The sequence below is a fragment of the Paenibacillus sp. FSL H7-0716 genome, assembly GCF_038002705.1.
GTDB classification, from domain to species: Bacteria; Bacillota; Bacilli; order Paenibacillales; family Paenibacillaceae; genus Paenibacillus_AQ; species Paenibacillus_AQ odorifer.
The window spans coordinates 98,951-119,266 of the sequence record NZ_JBBODA010000015.1; the positions used below are offsets into that span (position 1 = coordinate 98,951).

Genomic DNA, 20,316 nt, shown 5'->3' on the forward strand with positions numbered 1-20,316 from the left:
GCTTACGCCCATCTAAAGAGGAGGCATTTATGAAGAACAAGTTCAGAACCATTAAAACCCTTGCTGCAGTTATGGGAATTAGTGCATTGCTGCACACCGCTCCTGCTTTTGCAGACAGCGTTCATATTGCAAAGGAAGGCAATACTTTCTATACTCTATCTCAGCAATACAATGTCGGTGTTAATGATTTAATGAAAGCTAATCCAAATGTTGCTGCTCTTAATATTTACGATGGACTTAAAATAACGATCCCAAGTAAAATGCAAGCAGAGTCTGTAGCTACGACAGAAACTCCAGTACTTACACCAAGCTTGAATGTTACTCCAGCATCAAAAACAGTTGAAGCATGGGGCAAGTCCTTTAACTACGAGAAATCGATACAAGTTAAGGCTTCTGCTTATTCCTCAGCGGCTAGTGAGAATGGAGGCTGGGGTGCCGTTGATTATTTCGGGAACCCACTCAAGCTAGGAACCATCGCAGTTGATCCAAGTGTAATTCCTCTCGGAACAAAAGTATTGGTTACCGGACATTCACACGCAGGATTGCCTAAAGAAGCTTTTCTGGCTACTGCAACCGATATGGGAAGTGCCATTAAAGGTAACCGGATCGATATCTTTATCCCAGGCAGCCAAAGCTTTGTAGCCGATTTTGGTTATCAATATGTACAATTATACATTGTTAAATAGCTAGATAAAAATATAGAGATTTATTATAGAGATATGAAATGGTTTTAAATAGGTTAAACAAGAAACGGAGGGAGTCCTTAGCGGCTGCCTCCGTTTCTTGTTTATTTATTTTTAGAGACCTGCAGCATTTGAGGAACGGTAACGAAAGAATAGCCACGTTTACGCATTATCGTGATTACCTCAGGTAAAGCCTGAATTGTTCCGCGAAGATCACTACCCGGCCCACCCCCACCATGCTGAAGGATAATTGCTCCTTTTCCAGCATTAGCTAAGATGTTATTTCTAACTTGAGTTTTGGAAAGTCCCTTCCAGTCCAACGAATCCACATTCCAATTTACAAGCTTATAACCATGATTTTTTGCCCATCTCAACTGTTGCTCAGAGATATCTCCATAGGGTGGACGAATCAAGCGTGGTTTATATCCGGCTAAGGTTTGAATAATGTTCTCGGTCTCAATGATCTGTGATCTGAAATCATGCATCTTTAGCTTTACAAACTGAGGATGATCATAAGAGTGATTTCCAATAGCATGTCCTTCTCTAATCATCCTCTTCACTAGAGCGGGATGTTTCTCGGCTCGGCTTCCCACCACGAAGAAGGTTGCTTTGACATGATATTTCTTAAGAACATCTAGCAATTGGGGTGTAAACCTTGGGTCAGGCACATCATCAAAAGTTAAGGCGATGACTTTATTCCGAGGACCGCTGGTCTTAAAGGTTTCGGGATATTTGTGTAATAGCTGACTCAGAGACAAGCCCTTAGTGTTCTTATTGTTGCTGCTCGTTGAATTATTTGTAGTAGAAGTTCCCGCAGATATCGCCTTGTCTTCGTCAGTGGTTTGCGTGCTTTTAATTTGATCCTGTGAGGATTTCTGACTCTGAGCTGGGGCTGAAGCAACCTCTGCTGAAGAGGTTGGAAATAGCAGGACAATGATTGATCCTAATACTACTAGCAGTTTCTGGACTCTCCGTTGATCATACATCCCCATATGCCTCCTTTACTACCTGATCATCACCATATTCTTCATTGTTATCTCCATTGAAGGATGAATTTATGCCGTTTCTTCAAGGTCTCTGGTAAAGATTTCTTGCACACCCTAATGCGTGTATACTAAATAGAACGGGATATTCCCGGGCCAATTATAGACAGGTGGAAGGATGGGGACAAGGATGTCAGAATTGTTTGCACCTTATGAATTGAAGGGTTTAACGCTGAAAAATCGTATTGTTATGCCGCCTATGTGCCAGTATTCGGTAGATAAAGAGGATGGCATTCCTAATGATTGGCATTTTGTTCATTATGTAAGCCGTGCTATTGGAGGTACTGGTCTAATCATTGTCGAGATGACTGGAGTACATCCGGACGGTAGAATAACGAACCGGGATACAGGGATTTGGAGTGATACACATATAGAGGCTTATCGTAAGCTCACAGATAGTGTACATGCCTATGGGGCAAAAATAGCTATTCAACTAGGCCATGCCGGACGTAAAGCGGTCGATGCTGAACCGCCGGTTGCCCCTTCTGCAATTCCATTTGATGCTCGTTCTAAGCAGCCACAGGCGCTTTCTAAGGAAGGAATCCTTGAGATGATAGAAGCCTTTCGTGCTGCCGCTCGTCGAGCTGTGGAGGCAGGATTTGATACTGTGGAGATTCATGGTGCGCATGGCTACTTAATTCACCAGTTTCATTCACCTCTGACCAACATTAGATTGGATGAATATGGACAAGATCCAGCACTTTTTGGAGTACAAGTAGTTGCAGCAATTCGAGAAGTAGTGCCAGTAGATATGCCCTTGATCATGAGGGTTTCTGCGAAAGAATATGTTGATGGTGGATATGATGCTGACTATGCCCTGGAGTTTTGCCGCCGATATAAGGATGCTGGAGTGGATATGTTCCATGTGTCTTCAGGTGGTGAAGGGCCCATTGGCTCTAATGGTGGACCTAATGCGGGCCCAGCCTACCAAGCAGATCTGGCAGAATATATTCGCAGTGGATTACAAGTGCCAGTAATTGCGGTAGGACGGCTTGAAGCCTATTCTGAGGCACAGTCCATCATTGCAGAAAAAAGGGCGGAGCTTGTAGCTATTGGCCGTGGGATGTTAAGTGATCCTTATTGGGCTTTACATGCTGAAGAAGCGCTTGGTGGCGCACATGATGTACCTAAACCTTATGAACGTGGGATTTGGAAAAGAGGCTAGACCGTTTTCGATGTGAAGTTTGTCACAGATTTTATGCTCCTTCTAAGGCAATCTTAATAAAGATAAAATTTGAAGGAGCTTGATAACGTGGGGACGGTTCTAAGTAACGAACGGCTGACAGATGGTGTGTATCACCTTAAGGTAGAGACGAATAGTGGCGGAGCAATGGGTCAATTCTACATGTTACGGGCATGGGGAGCTTACCCCATCCTATCCAGACCCTTAAGTATACATGAAGTACACGAGGATAGTGTTGAATTTCTGTATCACGTAGTTGGGGAAGGTACGGAGATATTCTCACGACTGGGTTCAGGTGATTCGGTAGAGCTTGAGGGCCCTTTTGGAAATGGATTTCCACAGGTCGAAGGGAAGGTTGCGCTCATTGGCGGTGGGATCGGAATTGCACCGCTATATTATTGTGCGAAGCAGCTTCCGGGGAGTGATATCTTTTTGGGCTTTAGCCGTGAAGCTTACCGGACAGAAGCGTTTCGCCCACTTGCAAGTGAGCTTGTAGTCGATGTTGGCGGTTTAATTTTGGATAGTGTGGATTTCAGCCAATATGATCATGTCTTTGTCTGCGGCCCACACCCTATGCTTAAAGCTGCTCAACGTAAAGGCATTGCTGCTGAAGAAGCAGGCAGTAGAACGAAAGTATACCTTTCTCTAGAGAACCGAATGGCTTGTGGAATTGGAGCCTGTCTGGTCTGCAGTGTATCCTGCCGTGATGGCCAAAAGAAGGCCTGTGCAGACGGACCTGTGTTTCTTTCTGAGGAGGTGATTTTCCATGACTAAGTTGAACACAACAATTGCTGGCGTTCATTTTAAAAATCCAATAATAATGGCCTCTGGAACGTTTGGTTTTGGCCGTGAATATGGCAAGCTGTATGATGTGTCTCTGCTGGGTGGAATCTCTGGCAAGGGGTTAACCCTCAATCCGAAAGCGGGGAATCCCGGCACTCGTGTATATGAGACAGCTTCTGGTATGCTGAATAGTGTGGGACTCGAGAATCCGGGTGTAGCTGCATTTTTAGATAAGGAATGCCCTTATTGGGAAACACTCGATACTGCTCGTTTGGTCAACCTGGGTGGAGGCACACTTGAAGATTATGTTCTTGGTGCTGAGATGATTCAGCGGGATGCAGATGCTCGTGCGAGTGCAGGTAAGACAGCAGTGGACATGATTGAATTGAATATCTCTTGTCCAAATGTTAAAGAGGGCGGCATTGCGTTTGGGATCCAAACTTCAGAAGCTCAAAAAGTAGTACAGGCTGTTAGACGCGCAACTAAACTGCCCCTCGCTGTAAAGCTGTCGCCGGGAGCTGAAAATATCGTTGAAATGGCACAAATGTGTCAGGAGGAGGGAGCAGACGCTGTCTCGCTCATCAACACGATCTCAGGAATGAAGATTGATGTCCGCCGCAGAAGCAGTGTATTCAATAACTTATATGCTGGATTGTCTGGACCTGCGATTAAGCCTGTCGCTCTGCGTATGGTGCATCAAGTTGCACAAAACGTAACGATTCCCGTGATCGGAATGGGTGGCATCACTTCAGCAACGGATATCATCGAGTTTATTATGGCAGGTGCTGCAGTTATCCAAGTGGGAACTTATAATTTCATGAATTTGCGTGCAGGTAGTCAGCTAGTTGCAGAGCTTGAGCAATTTATGGTTGAAGAAAATATTCAATCACTAGAGGAAATACGGGGCATTATATAAAGTGAAGTAGTGAGGGGAATACTATTGACTACTAACCAGATTGATCCTGAGGATATTCAGCTGAAGGCGACGGCTGTCGGACGTGATCTCTTGCTCTTAATTAGTGGAGGGGTTCGGCATATTGGTGCCACGAGTACTGCTTATCTGGAGGGGGAGCAGGTTAAAGTACTGACTTCAGCGGTTCCTCATCACAAAGAGCACACGATAAGCGAGCTCATAGCGATCAGAGTAGCTGAAGCGCTGAACAAGACAGTGACAGTAGTGATGGGGATTCATTACGACAATCTCACGAAAGAAGGTATTATGGAAGTCGTGGAAATTGTGAATTTAAAAGTAAATCAATATTTAGCGCAACAAATATGAAACGGTAGTGGCAATTCTACGTAAAAGATAGCATGTGAGGAATTAAATTATCTTTTGGAGGAATGAAACCATGTCTATATTTAAAAGATTGCGCGATTTAACCATGTCTAATGTGAACGCGATTATTGACAAAGCAGAAGACCCGATTAAAATGACAGATCAATACATTCGTGATATGACCGAAGATTTAGAAGATGCAGAAAAAGCTGTAGCGGCGCAAATCGCCATTGAGAAGAAATTCAAACAGCTGTATGAAGAACAAGAAGCGCTTGTTAACAAACGTACCCAACAGGCTCATGCAGCAGCTCAAGCGGGTAATGTTGACCTTGCTCGCCGCGCTCTGGAAGAGAAAAATGCTGCTGAAGCTAAACTGGTAGAATACAAAGCCAGCTTTGATCAGAACAAAGCCTCTGCGGATAACCTTCGTGGCAAGCTTGAAGAGATGCGCAAACAGCTTACCCAAATGAAGAACAAACGTGAGACATTGGTTGCACGTTATAACGCTGCCAAAGCTCAAACCGAGATCAACAAAGCAATGAGCGGATTTAGCTCCGATTCAGCGTCTGCAGGACTCAAACGTATGGAAGATAAAATGCTGCAAGCAGAAGCTCAGGCTGAAGCCAGCAATGAGATGAGTTCAGGCAATAAATCTCTGGATGATGAATTCGAGAAGCTGAACAAAGATCAAGCGGTTGAAGATGAACTGGCGGCTCTGATGAAACAATACGAGAAGCAATAACATTTGATCTTTAGCCGGTTCACGGCTGGTGTTCACAGGCGAAGGAGAGACAGAAATTCGTTTCTTCTTCGCTTTATCTATGCTTATGAAAGGCATGCAAAATGATTAAGCGGGGGCTATAGAATGGATCTCCATATTCTGGTGTCCATGGTCGTGTGGACGGTGAGCGGCGCTGTGTTGCTGTTTGTACTGATGTATATAGATTCACTTTTTACTCGTTATAACGATATAGAAGAGTTAAAGGCTGGAAATATGGCGGTGACTACACGGTTTGTAATGAAGCTTCTAGCTCAGGCCTTCATTTTATCTTCATCGATAGCAGCTTCCAATAGTTTGTTAGATGCGTTGCTGATTTCGTTGGTATCATTTTTGCTTTTGTTAATTTTAGAAAGAACGGTTCGACTTCTACTAGCAAATTGGGGGAAGCTGGATCTGGATCATGGTACACAGCTTGGTAAAATCGGATATGGCCTGCTATCAGGTTCACTGCAAATTACGGGTGCTTTAATTATTACTGCCTTTATGTAGGAGGAACGATCAAGTTGAGTATGTGGAAACGTATAGGTAACCTTTTCTCTAAGCCAGCGCCTCAGGAAGTTCAAAAAAGTATGCTTAATTTGTCTCCCGGAGACATTTGTGAAGTATCGCTTGTCACCTATGAAGTCACTGGCCGGACACATAATCGGGGCCGTAATGCTGTAGTTCTGACCCTTAGAGATGGAAGCCAGATAGCTTATCTTCATATAGAAGAGCGGGAACAGCTGCAATATGGATTGTACAGACCTATCGATGGGCGGCTTGATAATCCTGCTGAGGTTCCAGCAACTCTTGAGCTCGATGGCTATACATTTTTCCTGGAGGAAGAATATGAAGGTTTTGTTGCTGTTGCAGGTCAGACTCCATTTATGAACGGTGGAGAGCAGCATGTGTGGCAATATCAATCCGATGATTCACGTCTACTGCGTGTAGAATGGCAACATGGACGGTTTATGCTTTATGAAGGGGAGAAAATAATCCCTGGGGATGTAAAGGTAATTAGAGCATCCTAGCCTAGTAGAGAAGTAACGGATCACTATACCGGAAAAGATTTGTAGAAAAGGCTACTGCCCATTAACATGGATGGTGGCCTTTTGTGTTTATAATTTTACTTCAAGAGGTGTCATGTTAAAATAATATTTATTACTGCAAACATCGACGTTTCAGAGCGGAGGTCTTTATGAAGGAAAATAAATTTCAGCGTGAAGCGCTGCAAGTAAAAGAAGCTCAGGCCAAAATAATCAAATATGCTAATCCGCTAGAATCAGAAGACGTATCACTGGATGAGTGTAGTGGACGTTATTTGGCTGAAAAAGTGATCGCTCCACACCCATTTCCTGCGTTTAATCGTTCGAGTATGGATGGATATGCGATTATCGCGGGGGATACCCGTAACTGTGTTAATGGACAAGTGGTATGGTTAGAAATTGTGGATAATATTCCGTGTGGTGCAGTGCCTGCGGTAGATATAACTCCGGGAACAGCCGCAAGAATTATGACTGGTGCACAAGTACCGGTTGGTGCAGATGCTGTGGTGATGCTGGAGGTCACGGAGAGACGTGAAGAGGAAGGAAAGACTTACGTTGGAATTCGAAAAAAACTAGAAGCAAACAGCAATATCACACCTCAAGGTTTCGAATTAAGCCAAGGTGATCTTGTATTGCCAACAGGAACGTTAATCTCTGCGGGGGATATAGCTGTTCTTGCAGCGTTTGGATTACATACCGTGAAAGTCTATCGTCGTCCCAAGGTAGCTATCTTTGCTACAGGAACTGAGCTGCTGGAAGTGCATGAGCCGCTGGTGCCTGGCAAAATCCGCAATAGTAACTCCCCTATGCTCGAAGCTCTAGTCAAAGAGACAGGGGGTGTTCCAGTAATGTTAGGCGCTATTGTAGATGATCTGGAGCTGGCTAGAAGTAAAGTACAGATGGCGCTGGAAACTTATGATTTTGTGATTACTACGGGTGGCGTTTCTGTGGGGGATTATGATATCATGGGCGATTTGGTTCGTGAACAAAGTGGAAATATGTTGTTCAACAAAGTGACGATGCGTCCGGGAAGCGTAACTACTGCTGCGGTTAGAGGGGGTAAGCTGCTGTTAGCTTTATCCGGAAATCCGGGGGCTTGTTTCGTTGGGTTTCAACTGTTTGCACGGCCTGTGATTTCACTGATGCAAAGTGCTTCTCAGCCTTTTTTACCGGAATGGAGCGCTACACTCGGTACAGATTATAAAAGAGTGAATAATTTTACTAGATTTGTGCGAGCGCGGTTAGAAATTAAAGACGGCAGCCTGTTTGCTTATCCGGCACTCATTGATGAATCTTCCGTAACGGTTACGATCAAGGATAGCGACTGTCTGATAGTTGTACCCCCAGAACAAAAGGGGCTATCCGCCGGAGATAAGGTAACAGTGATCAAGCTGCCAGGAGAGATTCGGGGCTAGATGTGGAGGGTACTCAGGCCATCGATGATGAATAAAAGTTCACCGCAGGTATTGGAGTAATTAAAGGTATTTGATATCCAAGCACGTACGGTAATCAACATATAATTGCGGGGTCAACGACATTATTTCCAACATTTCAACATATGAAAAATTCACAATAGATAAGTAAAAAACAACTTTCCTGCTAACCCAATTGTCGCTAACAACCGGTTTAAGGGGGAATTTTACCCCGGAAATTAGAATAAGAAAACCCACTTGCGTACCGTAAGTGGGTTTTTAGTGCAACAATAAAAGGGTTAGAGGTGTCCGCCGAATGTTAATTCAAATTTGAAAGATGGCGGAATGAAGTGTCCGGGTAGACGACACAATCATTGTAATTCTCTATCGGAAGAGTCGCTGCTCTGCTGGTTGGAGTTATTAGCCTGCACCACTGCCGAGATTAATCCCCCGCGGATGCTTAAGGACTCAGATGATCTTATTTGTTTATTTATCACTTTTTGAGCGGGGTTTCGGACCTCAGTGTCGCTATTTCATTGAATGGAGCTCATATTTACTTATTTCAGGCCAATAGCGACCTTGGGGTCCGTTAGCAATCCAAATGTGAGATAATCCCGCGTTTAAGGTCCGTTGAGTCCGATAACAACTCTGCACTAGCGAAGAGCGGCTACTCATTTGAAGTATAAACTCCCTTTGGTGATGATTAATTATCGACACGCCGCTCGATTGCCTCGGACATCGTTTTATCTGTTAGATGAGCGTAGATCTCAGTTGTTTCGGTGGATGCGTGCCCAAGCTGTTCCTTCGTTTTATAAATATCATTTTGCAGATAATAATCTGTTGCAAAAGAATGACGCAGCTTATGAACCGTAAGATATGGTTTACCAAAGCGTTTAGCGTACTTAATAATCATTTCTTGAATCGCACGTTTGGTCATACGTTTGCCTTCTTGACGCCCGTTAGGAAGAGAGATAAACAAGGCTTTTTCTCTCTTGGGTGTTTTGTAGCGAGACTGGCGCAGACTAAGATAAAGAGCTAGATCATCTTTAGCTTGCTCTCGAAAATAGACAGGTGTCTTAAACGTTTCGTCATTATTCCCTTTGCGGGTGACATAGAGCAACTTGTTGCTAACATCCAAATCGTCTACGTTTAGATTAACTACCTCAGATACACGCAGGCCAGAGTTCAGAATCAAGCTGGCAATACAGGCGTCGCGCTCGTGATTTAATTGAAACGAATAATAAGCCTGTTTGTTGCCCTCGACATCCCGTCCATAACCTTCATAAATGTACCCCACAAACTCCAGTAATTCCTCATCTTCCAAAATCTTACCCTTTAACTTAGCGGCAGTATCCTTTGGTTTATGTGTTCGTTTGACCTCAACCTTAGCCATAATGTTGCGTTTAAGCAATGGATAAAAGTTCTCATCCTCGGCGATTTGACTTAAATAATGAAATAAGGAGCGTAATGCAGATAACTTACGGGATACAGTAACACGAGTGTTCGTTCCCTCGGCGCGAGTAGTTAGGTGCAACCGATATCCGACAATACTGTCCATATGTAGGGTTTCCAATTCTAGAAGCGTGATCTCGGTATTTGAGCCAGCTTGAGATAAGCCCTCTGCACGCAACCAGCCGAAAAAAGATTCATAATCCCGGATATACTCCAGCAGTGTGGAAGGGGAGAGATCTGGGCGTTTATAATCAATAAACTGCTGAACGAACCAGGGCATGAGGGGTAGCTTTTGATCAAGTTTTTTACGGTCATCGTTCTTTTGAACGCTCATGTGATTCACCTTTTTCCATAGATTGCATAAAATCTCTTCCTTCTATCTTAACATGTTTTGTCCCAGATTGGACTTCGAATGAAGGGAAAACTAGGGCCGAGCCTTGCTCCTGATGCCGGTAAGCTTTATGATGTGAAGTAAACATAAATGTCAGAGGTGCACATAATGAAACTTGAAATTGAGATGGTTCCCAAAGAACGTAAGCATACTATAAGCAGATTAATGCAGTTCTACCTATATGATTTCACCCGTTATTTAGAATTTGATGTCAATCAAGACGGGGTATTTCCAGCCTATCCGGGTCTAGAAGCTTATTGGAGTAGCGGAAATAATAAATCAGCGTATTTGTTTAAGGTGGACGGGCATATTGCTGGTTTTGCTTTGGTGGACAGGTTATTGCGTAATCCTGAAGGCCAGTTTTATATGACTGAGTTTTTTGTGATGCAAAAATACCGCCGAAGTGGTGTAGGTACATGGGCTGCGCATAAGCTCTTTGATATGTACTCTGGGGAATGGAAGGTTTCACAAGTCCGTGCGAATACACCTGCTCGTGATTTCTGGCATAAAGTGATCGGGGACTATACCCATGGAGAGTTTCAAGAGCGCTTTAATCCACAACAAGGCAACCCCAGCCAATACTTCAACACATTAACTATTAATAGGATTAAGAAATAAAAAACCTTATATTGCTGGTTTCTTTTAGCTAAGGAGCTTACTACTAACAGCAAATACGAATTGTAATGAAGGGAGCATCTAATGCTCTCTCTTTTTAGTTAACATAATATTAATTATGTTAACCTATTAAACCATTCACCATAAAAAGGGTCGTTGGTTTATTTTTTGTGTTCAAAATACCCAGTCAGTGAGGGCAATATTGCATATCTTATGATGTACTCAATTACAAAGGAGGAGTCAACAATGGGCGAATTTGCAGGTGGATACGGTGGTTTCACTTCCACAGGAGCTATTCTGGTTCTGTTTATCCTGTTAGTTATCATTACTAAAACCCTCTGTCTGTAATCCTTTAACTTCACAAATTAAAGGTTCCGTCAGTCTAAATGACTGGCGGATTTTTTATGTCCAGATAATTACATTAGGTGAGGGGAATACATGTGACTAAGGATATTGACATAAAACTAATCCGAAATATATATTAAACAGTGTTCAAAGATTAAACAGTGTTCAACTCATGAGGAGACAAATTTATGACTAAAGAACAACGAAAAGTACGTGAGCGTGAAGAAATGAGAAATCTGATCCTGCAAAATGCAGCTTTATTGATTGCTGAAGAGGGAATAGAGAAGCTCTCTATCCGAAAAATCGCTGAGAAAATCGAATATTCTCCGGGAATTATTTATCATTATTTTAAAGGCAAAGAAGAGATTATCGAGAGCTATTTGCAACAAAAATATACGGATATGCTTACTGAGCTTCAGTTTGTGCAACAAGAGGTACAGCAGGAATTACCTCCAGATACACTTTTAAAACGATCATTGGAGAAGTTCATCAGGATGTCTCTTTCTACGGGTGTAGAATACCGGAATATCATGCTAAACAATACACCTGCTGTTCTTAGTTACACAGCTGTTCTATTTAGAGGAGCTGCACAGGAACGTAACGCGATTGGGATGCTCTGCCAGGGCTTGCTCAGATTTGAAGCGCAAAAAAACCGTGAAGAAGCTTTCGTAGAACTCACTGCTCAGGTGATATGGAGTGCAGCGTTCGGTTTAATTATGCGTTTGCTTGTCGAAAAGGATCTGCCTGATGATCAGGTCGAAGCTCTAATTTCATGTCAATTGGATTCAATGGTTGCTATTGCCTCCAGATGAAATCTAAATATTTTCATGAAGGGAGGGGGAGGTTGTTATAAAACATATAAGGAAAGTCGTAGTGCTGTCGGTGTTGATTTCGGTTATTGCAGTGTTTGCAACAGCGGATGGGTTGTTTTCAGATGGGATAAGTGATGGAACAAAATATACTTTCACGTCAATATGGGGCGAGGATGTAAAGCTTCAGGGGTCAGGAGTGTACAGCCATGATTCTGTCTCTGCGGCGGCACAAGCTAAAGCACAGGATGGTGTTACATTATTTTTTGCCATACCTTTACTGCTCAGTTCGCTCATCATGACATTTAAAGGCTCGATAAAGGGTAGGATGCTCCTTACGGGCACTCTGGGATACTTTTTATATACTTACGCATCCTACAGCTTTCTGACGATGTACAATTCATTGTTTTTAGTTTATGTGCTATTGTTTTCTTTAAGTTTTTTCGCATTTATCCTAGCTTTATTTTCCTTTGATAAAGAATCCATACATACTTACTTTAAAAACAGTTTACCTTCTAAAGGAATCGGCTTTTCACTAATGGTTATTGCTTTTATGATTTTATTGCTCTGGCTAGGGAAAATACTGAATTCACTACTGGGGGGAACACCGCCACAAGGGCTAGAGCACTATAGTACATTGGTAATTCAAGTTTTGGATCTTGCGATCTTAGTCCCATTAGCAATTGTAACGGGGATTATGGTCATTCGTAGACAACCTTTTGGGTACCTACTGGCAACTGTCGTTGTTTTCAAAGGAGTTACATTACTGCTAGCAATTACGGCAATGCTGGCGGCAATGATCTATAGCGATGTGACTGTGTCTATAGCCGAGTGTGTAATTTTTCCGACGATGACTGTAGCTATTGCTGCTTGTATGGTTATTTTGTTAAAGCATGTACGTGAACCCTAAAGATAATAAGTAACTAGCGAGCGGAAGGGAGCGATTAGAATGAAGGCAATAATTATGTTTACCTCGAAATATGGGTGTGCGGAGAAAGCGGCTTATTTATTAAAATCTCAACTGGGCGAAGAAACCGAAGTAGTTAACCTGATGCATGCTAAAGAGCCGACACTGGAACGATATGATACGGTCATCTTGGGAGGATCTATTTATTATGGAAAAATCCAAAAACAAATGACTGATTTTACAACAAAATATCAAAATGAACTAGGGAAAAAACGAGTAGGATTGTTTGTTTGTGCAGGAGCAACAGGTGAACAGGCCTCACAAGAATTGAAATCTGCGTTTCCAGAAGTGTTATATGACCAATCGGTGACGAAAGAAGTTTTTGGAGATGAGATCTATGAAGAGAAGCTAACTTTGCTAGACCGGTTTGTACTGCGGATGGTAAAAGGAAAAAATAAGAACGTAAATGGGTTGTCAAAAGAGACGATAGAGCGTTTTGCTCTTGCTATGAAAAGGTTGTGAAAGTGAGTGGACGAGCGAGCATCTGAACGCACTTCAAATTATAGTTAACATAATTATTATTATGTTAACTATAATCTTGACATTCAAAAAAAGTGGTCCTTCTTGTGAGAAGAGTTTTACTTCCTTATATCCAGTGTCTGTTCATCGAAACATGAAAACCCTACAGAATCGTGCAGAAAAAGTCGGGAAGATAAAAACCTTCTCTGATAACCTTTAATTAACGAGGGGAGGAACGTCATGGATACGCTGGTACAACTGAACAAAGCAATAAACTATATTGAGGAGAACCTAACAAATCCCATTGATTATCAGGAGGTTGTGAAAATAGCCTGTTGTTCGGAATATCATTTTACTCGTATGTTCTCCTTCCTAGCAGGCATTACTCTGTCGGAATACATCCGGCGTCGACGTCTAACTTTGGCAGCACTCGAGCTTTCACAAAGTAATATCAAAATTATCGATGCCGCTCTGAAGTATGGTTATAATTCGCCTGATTCCTTTTCTAGGGCTTTCCATAGCATGCATGGGGTTAGTCCTTCAGAAGCTCGGGTCCATGGACATTCCCTTAAGGCGTTCCCTCGGATGTCGTTTCAGCTGACTATCAAAGGAGGAAATGAAATGAATTATCGTATTGAAAACAAAGAATCTTTTCGCATCGTGGGTATAAAAAAACGGGTTCCAATCATTTTCCAAGGGGTCAATCCGGAGATTGCATCGATGTATGAAGGGTTGACGCCGGAAATGATTGATGAGATGAAGAGATTTTCTGATGTTGAGCCCTCAGGATTTATAAGCGCCTCTACAAATTTCTCTGAAGGACGTATGGAGGAAAAAGGAGAGTTCGATCATTATATTGGCGTTGCCACTACGAAAGATGCATGGAATGGCCTGGATCAGCTGGAAGTGGCGGCCTCTATGTGGGCTGTATTCACAGTCGTCGGCTCTTTTCCGAGTGCGCTACAAGAGATCTGGGGGCGAATATATTCGGAATGGGCTCCGTCATCGGGATATGAGCTGATTAAAGGGCCTGAAATTCTATGGAATGAGCACAAAGATATCACATCGCCAAATTTTAAAAGTGAAATATGGGTGCCTATCACTAAGAAATAAAAGAGTTTGGTTGGACTAATGAAACTGAGAGCTGAATATCCTTTCACAACGAAGCTGCCGCGAAAAATCATTCCGGCAGCTTCGTCAAGCTATAGGCAGGATATTTCAAAAATGTTGTAGAAGTACAATTGGTGGGTCGAATGATTTTTGGAATGTAGTAGATTTCAATTTTAATGATTCAGACAAAGATTGAATCATTGAATCCTTCTATTTTAAAGGAGGCTCTTATGACGAACGAGAAGCTTTTGGACTTACTAGGCAGGTACGATATCCAACACCCTGAGATTATTTTCTTAAGGCATAACGAGAACAGAACCTATCGTATTAATGACAGAACGGGAAAATCATATTTACTCCGCATTCATGACCCTTTTATAGATGACATGAAAGGTCTGCAACATACATACAGCGGCATTCTTGGAGAATTGCAAATGCTTGAGAAGCTGGGAAGCTGGAGCAGCAACGAAATACAGACTCCCGTAAGAAACAATGAGGGTGAACTTATTACGATCATTGATTACGAAGGTGAACTGCTAAACTGCTCCGTCCTCACCTGGCTGGATGGAAGAGACATGAATATGAATGATATTAACAATCTTGAACGGGTAAAAGAACTGGGATCGCAAATAGCAGAACTGCATACTTTTTTTCGGCAGTACGAACATACAGGTATGGAGATTCGACCGAGTCAAGGTAAAGCTTATAATGAACGGATGATCCGTGTGATTCATTCGAGTGTGAAAAAGAATTTATTTACGCATTCTGATGCTAATGTCATTGAACAAACGTTGCAATTGATCAACTCCCGGTTAGATGACCATGGCGGGGAGGCTGGCCCGGACCTTATTCATGGGGATTTGTGTATGGGTAATATCATCATCACAACCGAAGGAGAGGTACGCTTCATCGATTTTGGCTTTTTCGGAAAAGGTTATGCCTTACTTGATGTAGCCATGGGAGCTATGATGCTGCCATCCGATCGAAGAGATACTTTCCTAAAGGGGTATTACAGAGAGTGTGAAAATACAGCGAATGATCTACTGCAGTTGGAAGGTTTAATGTTGGTCGCTATTATCGGATATTACGTCTTCCAGATAGAGAATGTACATGTTCATGACTGGATGCGTGAAAGAATGCCTAAATTATGCGCTGAGTATTGTCGCCCCTTCCTCAATGGTGAAAGTATATTTTATAAAATATGAAATGGAACGTTCATGGTTGATCTAACGAGGATTGGTATGTTTGATAAAAATTGATTATATACGTTTATCACCAAACGTATTATCAAAAAAATAGTAAAATAATACTGTTAAGCACGATGGTTGTCGGTGACCATTTATTTCGATTATCCTATAACAAGAAATGAAAGGGGAATGGTGTTGATTGAACATAGCAATCTTGAAGAATTTCAAGATCCGATAAATTACGATCTTGAATTTGACGGTGAAATGGACAAATATCAGTTCTATCTTGAACTTGCCAGATCGAGTCCTGGGGAAGTGTTAGAACTTGCTTGTGGTACAGGCTTAACAACGATCCCCCTCTCGAAAGCCGGTATAACAATGACCGGTGTAGATATCTCTTCAGCGATGATTGCATATGCGCGGTTGAAAGCGAAAGGGCTGACTGTTACTTTTATGGAAGGTGATGCCCGTACCTTCGAATCGGACAAGCGATTTTCGATGATTTATTTGACTGGTAATGCATTTCAGGCATTTTTAAGTGATCAAGATCAAAGCGATTTGCTCACGACTGTTCACAAACATTTACAATCTCATGGAATCTTTGCATTTGAGACCCGTAATCCGGAGGGAACGGATTTATCCGATCAAGAGGAGACAGAATGGGGATCATTTATTGATAAAGATGGAAATAACGTCAAGGTATCAGGCACCCAATGTTACGATGCTGGCCAGCATATCATGCATTGGGTTACGATGCGTGATTGGGGGTATAAGCGAACGACTTCCCGAATTGCTTGTCGGTTTACGGATCCAAATACGCTGCATGCTTTATTAACCCGTCACGGCTTTCGCATCGAACATCAATATGGTGACTGGGATAAAACGCCGTTTTCTCCGTCATCTTCTTCTATCATTAGCGTTTGTAGGAAATGTTAGGAGAGACGTAATGCATTGCAATAGCCCCCCCTCAGATTGAGGGGGATTTTGTTGTTCCTAAGTTTAGCATCCTTTTTGCATTAAGAATTCAATCGGTCCGCGTGCCATTTCTTTACTCTACCTATGTGAGAAGATCCCACATGTATCGGATGAAGAAAGAAGTTCTGCTCAATAAATAAAAAAGAAGTCGACCCTCTCGTTGGTCGGCTTCTAATTGTTCTATTGCGCGGTCAGGATTTGTGGTCCTTCAGCGGTGATGGCGATCGTATGCTCGTATTGGGCGGCGAGCTTGCGGTCCAGCGTCCGGGCGGTCCATCCGTCCTGATCAATTGTCATGTTGTAGGTGCCTTCAGTGATCATGGGTTCGATCGTGAATACCATGCCTTCCTTGATGCGGGGGCCTTTGCCGGGCTTGCCGACATGCATATAGGTAGGCTCCTCGTGCAGGTCACGACCGATGCCATGAGCGAGAAGGTCACGCACGACGCCGAAGTTGTTCGATTCGGCATGCTGCTGGATTGCGCTCGTCACGTCTCCGAGCCGATTGCCGGGCTGTGCCTGCGCTATGCCGAGGTCAAGGCACTCCTTCGTGACGCGCATCAGCTTCTCAGCCGCCGGTGAGATCTTCCCGACCGCATAGCTCCAGGCTGAATCGCCGAGCCAGCCGTCGAGCTCCGCTACCGTGTCGATCGTCACGATATCGCCTTCCTCAAGTGGCTTATTTGTAGGAAAGCCATGTGCAATTACGTCGTTGACGGAGGCACAAGTCGCATATTGATAGCCATTGTAGCCCTTTGTGTATGGTTTGGCGCCGTGCTTCAAAATAATATCCTCGAATATGCGCTCAATCTCGTTCGTTGTGATGCCCGGTTTGATGAGCGGGGCAATTGTACGATGGCATTCGGCCACAACCTGGCACGCCTTGCGGATGGCTTCGATTTCATACTTGCTTTTTAAGATAACCATGTTTGTATTAGGACTCCTTTGTAATAGCTTGCATCGCGAGCTGGGCAATTCGATCGATGTCCAACTCGGAAGTGTTCGCATAGTAGTGCAGACCGCAGCAGCTGACCAACACGGCAAGCATAAGGTCGACGCTGTCGTCTTCACGCTGGATGATCGATTGGAGTGGAACATACAGTCTTTCCGTGAATCGTCTTTTGGCAGGATGCCGATCTTTCTCTGGTAAGCCTGTAAAATGTTCCGCTGCCATTTTGTAGACGAGATATGCGCGGACATCTGACTGCCACAACCGGAGTAGCGTCTTGCAATACGTTAACAACTGCTTGTCGTCAGGGGTGTCCCGGCTGATGTTCGCCCATTGAGTCAGGGTTTGCTCACATCGCTCGAAGCCGCTGCTCAGCACATCTTCTATTAGTAAATGCCGGTTGGGGTAATAATGGTATACCGTGCCATAACCGAGACCAGCCTCGCGGGCGACGTCGCGAATATCAAAGCTTCCGCCTGTACGGAAGTAGGTGCGCGCGGCGAAGTCCAGGATTTGTTCCCTGCGCTGCATGCGTATGAGCTCATTTTGTTCTTTGGTACGGGGGCACATGGGCGCGTTAACCTCCTTTTTATAGACCTGCAAATTTGTCAATATAAAGAGTGTAACGCATGAGGCAGAGAAATGCAATTATCTGTTGGCGTTCGATGAAAACAAGTATTAGACTGAATAATAAAGTGCTTACCGGAGTATGCAATCCTGAGATACGTGTGGCGCATTGAGTCACTTCATCAGCAGCAAGCTCAAGCGCTGACTCCGAAACAAATTAAGCGGGAGATGGATGAAAACAACAAGGACGCCATCATTGCGTCGTTAAAACGAAAGATGAAGAAGCTCGAAGAAGAAAATAAAAAGTTGCGAGAACAACTTAAGTTTTCCTATGCGGAGGTCTATCAAAGGATTCTAGGGAATGACTGTTAGCTTATTCAGCTAACGGGCAGCTTAGTTTAAGATCATTCTCGGTGAACTGTATCACAAGTTGTGGTAAAGCAGAAAGTTGAGTTGAGAGTAAAAGCAGCAAAGCTAATAATTTAGAGCGATCCTAATAAAAGATGAGGTATATGTGATGCCAAAAAATGATAATATGCTGGCAATCCTATGGATGCTGAATTCGGGCGTTAAAATGACCGCAAAACAAATATCCGAAAAGTTAGAAATAAATATAAGGACAGTCTATCGGTATATTGATGCGCTAAGTGCCAGTGGAGTGCCTATAATATCCGACACTGGTCATAATGGCGGGTATAGCTTACTGAATAATTTTATCCGAGCACCTCTGCTATTTGATATTGAAGAAAAAAAAGCACTTCTTCATGCTGCTGTTTTTGCAAAAGAAGCCGGATACCCTTTGAGTGAGGCACTAGGTAATGCGACATCCAAATTGAAAATGTATTCTAATCAGGAACAGGAAAGTGTTCTCAGCCGTCATTTAGCTGGATTTGAAGTTATAAACCGTAGGGGAGACCCTTCTATTCAGCCAGTATTAGCGGAATTGGAGCAAGCTGTAGCAAACGAATTCTCTGTAGAAATTGATTATCACACACGCCGTGATGATCAACCCAAGACTAGGCTGATAGATCCCTATGGAATAGTGTACTGGAACAATAAATGGTATATTGTTGCATTTTGCCAACTGAGAAATGAGATCCGCAGCTTTCGGGTGGAACGGATTTTACAAATCAAGCGGACTCAAAACATATTTAAACGTTCCGAAGCTTTTTTGGCTCGGGAATTTTTTTTGCAAAATCTATTACCTGATTTAGTCGGCAAGGAAGGGTTAATTGCTTTAATTATCGAAGGTAGGTCAGAGGCGTTGGATGACTTATGCCTGCATTGGTTTTTAGGGCATCATCTGAAAGAGCGCACATCAAATCAAGCAATCTTTTTACTTGAGGAAAAATCAATTCATGCCTATGTTCCTAATTTTCTCTTATCCTACGGAAAATCCATTCAAGTAATCGAACCACAGAGTTTGAAGGAAAAACTTGTTGGTGTGGTGTCGGAGTTAATGGAATATTATCAACTTTAATAACTTCACTGACAGCGGATGTCAGTGAAGTCATTTTATAATGATGATAATCATTGATTACCGATGGTTGGTATCACTTGATGAATCGTAAAATAGGGAGAACTTGCAAATGAATAATACGGTATATCTTTATGTGTTTGACACAATGGCAGACTGGGAAATAGGCTACGTAACTGCCGAACTGAACTCGGGAAGATATTATAAAAAAGGGCTGGTCCCGTCAAAAATAGTTACCGTGGGAATTGATAAGACTCCAGTAACTACAATGGGCGGATTGAAAATACTGCCTGACATCAAATTGGATGAGTGCAGTATTGAAAGATCAGATCTATTGATTTTACCCGGTGGAGATACATGGACAGAAACCATTCACCACCCCCTCTTAAAAATCGCTGAGAGGTGTTTAAGGGAAGGTATATGGGTTGCAGCGATTTGTGGTGCGACAATGGGACTTGCCCGGACAGGATTGCTGGATTCACGTGGGCATACAAGCAATGATCTGGAATACCTTAGAATGATCTGTCCCACTTATACAGGAGAAAAGTATTACAAAATGGAGTCTGCTGTAACTGATGGAAAACTGATCACAGCATCTGGAATAGCTCCGTTGGAATTTTCTGCACAGATCTTGAAAGCTTTGGATGTGTTTTCTCCAAAAACATTAGACGCCTGGTATAGCCTTTATAAGACTAGTGATTCTAAATATTACTATGAGTTGATGAATTCAATACAATGAAGGTATCAGCATTTAAGGAGGAGTGAAAGTGTGTTGTATATGGATATGGACAAGATGCCACATGAGTAACAATGCGATTTAAAACATT

At 42.9% G+C, this 20,316-nt stretch carries 23 protein-coding genes and 1 pseudogene; 20 read left to right on the forward strand and 4 right to left on the reverse strand.

The features are described from left to right. Positions 1–29 precede the first annotated feature (29 nt). On the forward strand, positions 30–686 hold the full coding sequence (locus MHH60_RS19145) for a 3D domain-containing protein (protein ID WP_076133739.1): 657 nt from the start codon (positions 30–32) through the stop codon (positions 684–686). A gap of 101 nt (positions 687–787) precedes the next feature. Here MHH60_RS19145 and MHH60_RS19150 read toward each other — a convergent pair whose 3' ends face one another. Then, the gene (locus tag MHH60_RS19150; RefSeq protein ID WP_076133738.1) at positions 788–1,669 is read right to left on the reverse strand and encodes a polysaccharide deacetylase family protein; all 882 of its coding nucleotides are present in this window, start codon (positions 1,667–1,669) and stop codon (positions 788–790) included. A 187-nt stretch (positions 1,670–1,856) separates the two neighbouring features. On the opposite strand from MHH60_RS19150, the gene MHH60_RS19155 reads away from it, so the two are divergent. The 8 genes from MHH60_RS19155 to MHH60_RS19190 all read left to right on the forward strand — a co-directional run bounded on the left by MHH60_RS19155 (position 1,857) and on the right by MHH60_RS19190 (position 8,189). After that, entirely contained in the window at positions 1,857–2,891 is a 1,035-nt protein-coding gene (locus MHH60_RS19155) for an NADH:flavin oxidoreductase/NADH oxidase (protein ID WP_076133737.1), read from the forward strand. Positions 2,892–2,978: 87 nt separating this feature from the next. Continuing rightward, the gene (locus MHH60_RS19160) at positions 2,979–3,683 is read left to right on the forward strand and encodes a dihydroorotate dehydrogenase electron transfer subunit (protein ID WP_038571515.1); all 705 of its coding nucleotides are present in this window, start codon (positions 2,979–2,981) and stop codon (positions 3,681–3,683) included. Then, positions 3,676–4,608: a dihydroorotate dehydrogenase gene (locus MHH60_RS19165; RefSeq protein WP_076098788.1), complete on the forward strand. Its 933-nt coding sequence runs from the start codon at positions 3,676–3,678 to the stop codon at positions 4,606–4,608. Before MHH60_RS19160 ends, MHH60_RS19165 begins: the two co-directional genes overlap by 8 nt. A 24-nt stretch (positions 4,609–4,632) precedes the next feature. Next, positions 4,633–4,971: a prenylated flavin chaperone LpdD gene (gene lpdD / locus MHH60_RS19170; protein WP_256715064.1), complete on the forward strand. Its 339-nt coding sequence runs from the start codon at positions 4,633–4,635 to the stop codon at positions 4,969–4,971. Between the two features lie 70 nt (positions 4,972–5,041). Beyond that, complete coding sequence (locus MHH60_RS19175) at positions 5,042–5,710, forward strand: PspA/IM30 family protein (protein WP_036687619.1); 669 nt, start codon at positions 5,042–5,044, stop codon at positions 5,708–5,710. Between the two features lie 123 nt (positions 5,711–5,833). Beyond that, positions 5,834–6,238, forward strand: coding sequence for a DUF350 domain-containing protein (locus tag MHH60_RS19180; RefSeq protein ID WP_036687618.1), 405 nt, complete (start codon positions 5,834–5,836; stop codon positions 6,236–6,238). A gap of 14 nt (positions 6,239–6,252) precedes the next feature. Continuing rightward, positions 6,253–6,759 carry a DUF4178 domain-containing protein gene (locus MHH60_RS19185; RefSeq protein WP_076130052.1) on the forward strand — a complete coding sequence of 169 codons (507 nt, stop codon included), beginning with the start codon at positions 6,253–6,255 and terminating at the stop codon, positions 6,757–6,759. Positions 6,760–6,926: 167 nt separating this feature from the next. Next, complete coding sequence (locus MHH60_RS19190) at positions 6,927–8,189, forward strand: molybdopterin molybdotransferase MoeA (protein WP_076133736.1); 1,263 nt, start codon at positions 6,927–6,929, stop codon at positions 8,187–8,189. A gap of 700 nt (positions 8,190–8,889) precedes the next feature. On the opposite strand, the gene xerS is transcribed toward MHH60_RS19190, so the two are convergent. Next, a complete protein-coding gene (xerS, locus tag MHH60_RS19195) occupies positions 8,890–9,972 on the reverse strand; it encodes a tyrosine recombinase XerS (protein ID WP_076133735.1) in 1,083 nt (360 codons plus the stop codon). 165 nt (positions 9,973–10,137) lie between these two features. On the opposite strand from xerS, the gene MHH60_RS19200 reads away from it, so the two are divergent. The 8 genes from MHH60_RS19200 (at position 10,138) to MHH60_RS19235 (ending at position 16,457) form a co-directional block, all read left to right on the forward strand. Continuing rightward, positions 10,138–10,647 carry a GNAT family N-acetyltransferase gene (locus MHH60_RS19200; RefSeq protein WP_076133734.1) on the forward strand — a complete coding sequence of 170 codons (510 nt, stop codon included), beginning with the start codon at positions 10,138–10,140 and terminating at the stop codon, positions 10,645–10,647. 243 nt (positions 10,648–10,890) lie between these two features. Beyond that, a complete protein-coding gene (locus MHH60_RS19205; RefSeq protein ID WP_197069683.1) occupies positions 10,891–10,992 on the forward strand; it encodes a sporulation protein YjcZ in 102 nt (33 codons plus the stop codon). A 185-nt stretch (positions 10,993–11,177) separates the two neighbouring features. Beyond that, a complete protein-coding gene (locus MHH60_RS19210) occupies positions 11,178–11,801 on the forward strand; it encodes a TetR/AcrR family transcriptional regulator (protein ID WP_076133733.1) in 624 nt (207 codons plus the stop codon). Positions 11,802–11,862: 61 nt separating this feature from the next. Continuing rightward, positions 11,863–12,708: a hypothetical protein gene (locus MHH60_RS19215; RefSeq protein ID WP_081388865.1), complete on the forward strand. Its 846-nt coding sequence runs from the start codon at positions 11,863–11,865 to the stop codon at positions 12,706–12,708. A gap of 39 nt (positions 12,709–12,747) precedes the next feature. Beyond that, a complete protein-coding gene (locus tag MHH60_RS19220) occupies positions 12,748–13,227 on the forward strand; it encodes a flavodoxin domain-containing protein (protein ID WP_076133732.1) in 480 nt (159 codons plus the stop codon). A 237-nt stretch (positions 13,228–13,464) separates the two neighbouring features. Beyond that, positions 13,465–14,337 carry an AraC family transcriptional regulator gene (locus MHH60_RS19225; RefSeq protein WP_076133731.1) on the forward strand — a complete coding sequence of 291 codons (873 nt, stop codon included), beginning with the start codon at positions 13,465–13,467 and terminating at the stop codon, positions 14,335–14,337. Positions 14,338–14,564: 227 nt separating this feature from the next. Next, positions 14,565–15,539, forward strand: a complete 975-nt coding sequence (locus tag MHH60_RS19230; protein ID WP_076133730.1) for a phosphotransferase enzyme family protein — start codon at positions 14,565–14,567, stop codon at positions 15,537–15,539. A gap of 171 nt (positions 15,540–15,710) precedes the next feature. Beyond that, entirely contained in the window at positions 15,711–16,457 is a 747-nt protein-coding gene (locus MHH60_RS19235) for a methyltransferase domain-containing protein (RefSeq protein ID WP_076133729.1), read from the forward strand. Between the two features lie 219 nt (positions 16,458–16,676). Here MHH60_RS19235 and map read toward each other — a convergent pair whose 3' ends face one another. After that, positions 16,677–17,423 carry a type I methionyl aminopeptidase gene (map, locus tag MHH60_RS19240; protein ID WP_036687603.1) on the reverse strand — a complete coding sequence of 249 codons (747 nt, stop codon included), beginning with the start codon at positions 17,421–17,423 and terminating at the stop codon, positions 16,677–16,679. A gap of 7 nt (positions 17,424–17,430) precedes the next feature. Then, a complete protein-coding gene (locus MHH60_RS19245) occupies positions 17,431–18,015 on the reverse strand; it encodes a TetR/AcrR family transcriptional regulator (protein ID WP_076133728.1) in 585 nt (194 codons plus the stop codon). A gap of 162 nt (positions 18,016–18,177) precedes the next feature. On the opposite strand from MHH60_RS19245, the pseudogene MHH60_RS19250 reads away from it, so the two are divergent. The 3 genes and pseudogenes from MHH60_RS19250 to MHH60_RS19260 form a co-directional block, all read left to right on the forward strand. Continuing rightward, positions 18,178–18,384 (forward strand): annotated as a pseudogene (locus tag MHH60_RS19250) (DUF6262 family protein); the annotation flags it as partial. Positions 18,385–18,529: 145 nt separating this feature from the next. Beyond that, positions 18,530–19,492 (forward strand): helix-turn-helix transcriptional regulator, encoded by a 963-nt coding sequence (locus tag MHH60_RS19255; RefSeq protein ID WP_076133726.1) that lies wholly within the window; start codon positions 18,530–18,532, stop codon positions 19,490–19,492. A gap of 109 nt (positions 19,493–19,601) precedes the next feature. After that, positions 19,602–20,228, forward strand: coding sequence for a type 1 glutamine amidotransferase family protein (locus tag MHH60_RS19260; RefSeq protein WP_076133725.1), 627 nt, complete (start codon positions 19,602–19,604; stop codon positions 20,226–20,228). Positions 20,229–20,316 lie beyond the last annotated feature (88 nt).

Excerpts from the sequence above, each read along its gene's own strand:
- MHH60_RS19220 (WP_076133732.1), top strand. The coding sequence starts at position 12,748 with ATGAAGGCAATAATTATGTTTACCTCGAAATATGGGTGTGCGGAGAAA.
- MHH60_RS19205 (WP_197069683.1), top strand. The coding sequence starts at position 10,891 with ATGGGCGAATTTGCAGGTGGATACGGTGGTTTCACTTCCACAGGAGCT.
- MHH60_RS19210 (WP_076133733.1), top strand. The coding sequence starts at position 11,178 with ATGACTAAAGAACAACGAAAAGTACGTGAGCGTGAAGAAATGAGAAAT.
- map (WP_036687603.1), bottom strand. The coding sequence starts at position 17,423 with ATGGTTATCTTAAAAAGCAAGTATGAAATCGAAGCCATCCGCAAGGCG.
- MHH60_RS19230 (WP_076133730.1), top strand. The coding sequence starts at position 14,565 with ATGACGAACGAGAAGCTTTTGGACTTACTAGGCAGGTACGATATCCAA.
- MHH60_RS19190 (WP_076133736.1), top strand. The coding sequence starts at position 6,927 with ATGAAGGAAAATAAATTTCAGCGTGAAGCGCTGCAAGTAAAAGAAGCT.
- MHH60_RS19200 (WP_076133734.1), top strand. The coding sequence starts at position 10,138 with ATGAAACTTGAAATTGAGATGGTTCCCAAAGAACGTAAGCATACTATA.
- MHH60_RS19245 (WP_076133728.1), bottom strand. The coding sequence starts at position 18,015 with ATGTGCCCCCGTACCAAAGAACAAAATGAGCTCATACGCATGCAGCGC.
- MHH60_RS19150 (WP_076133738.1), bottom strand. The coding sequence starts at position 1,669 with ATGTATGATCAACGGAGAGTCCAGAAACTGCTAGTAGTATTAGGATCA.
- MHH60_RS19175 (WP_036687619.1), top strand. The coding sequence starts at position 5,042 with ATGTCTATATTTAAAAGATTGCGCGATTTAACCATGTCTAATGTGAAC.
- MHH60_RS19260 (WP_076133725.1), top strand. The coding sequence starts at position 19,602 with ATGAATAATACGGTATATCTTTATGTGTTTGACACAATGGCAGACTGG.
- MHH60_RS19180 (WP_036687618.1), top strand. The coding sequence starts at position 5,834 with ATGGATCTCCATATTCTGGTGTCCATGGTCGTGTGGACGGTGAGCGGC.
- MHH60_RS19165 (WP_076098788.1), top strand. The coding sequence starts at position 3,676 with ATGACTAAGTTGAACACAACAATTGCTGGCGTTCATTTTAAAAATCCA.
- MHH60_RS19225 (WP_076133731.1), top strand. The coding sequence starts at position 13,465 with ATGGATACGCTGGTACAACTGAACAAAGCAATAAACTATATTGAGGAG.
- MHH60_RS19235 (WP_076133729.1), top strand. The coding sequence starts at position 15,711 with ATGGTGTTGATTGAACATAGCAATCTTGAAGAATTTCAAGATCCGATA.
- xerS (WP_076133735.1), bottom strand. The coding sequence starts at position 9,972 with ATGAGCGTTCAAAAGAACGATGACCGTAAAAAACTTGATCAAAAGCTA.
- MHH60_RS19255 (WP_076133726.1), top strand. The coding sequence starts at position 18,530 with ATGCCAAAAAATGATAATATGCTGGCAATCCTATGGATGCTGAATTCG.
- MHH60_RS19155 (WP_076133737.1), top strand. The coding sequence starts at position 1,857 with ATGTCAGAATTGTTTGCACCTTATGAATTGAAGGGTTTAACGCTGAAA.
- MHH60_RS19145 (WP_076133739.1), top strand. The coding sequence starts at position 30 with ATGAAGAACAAGTTCAGAACCATTAAAACCCTTGCTGCAGTTATGGGA.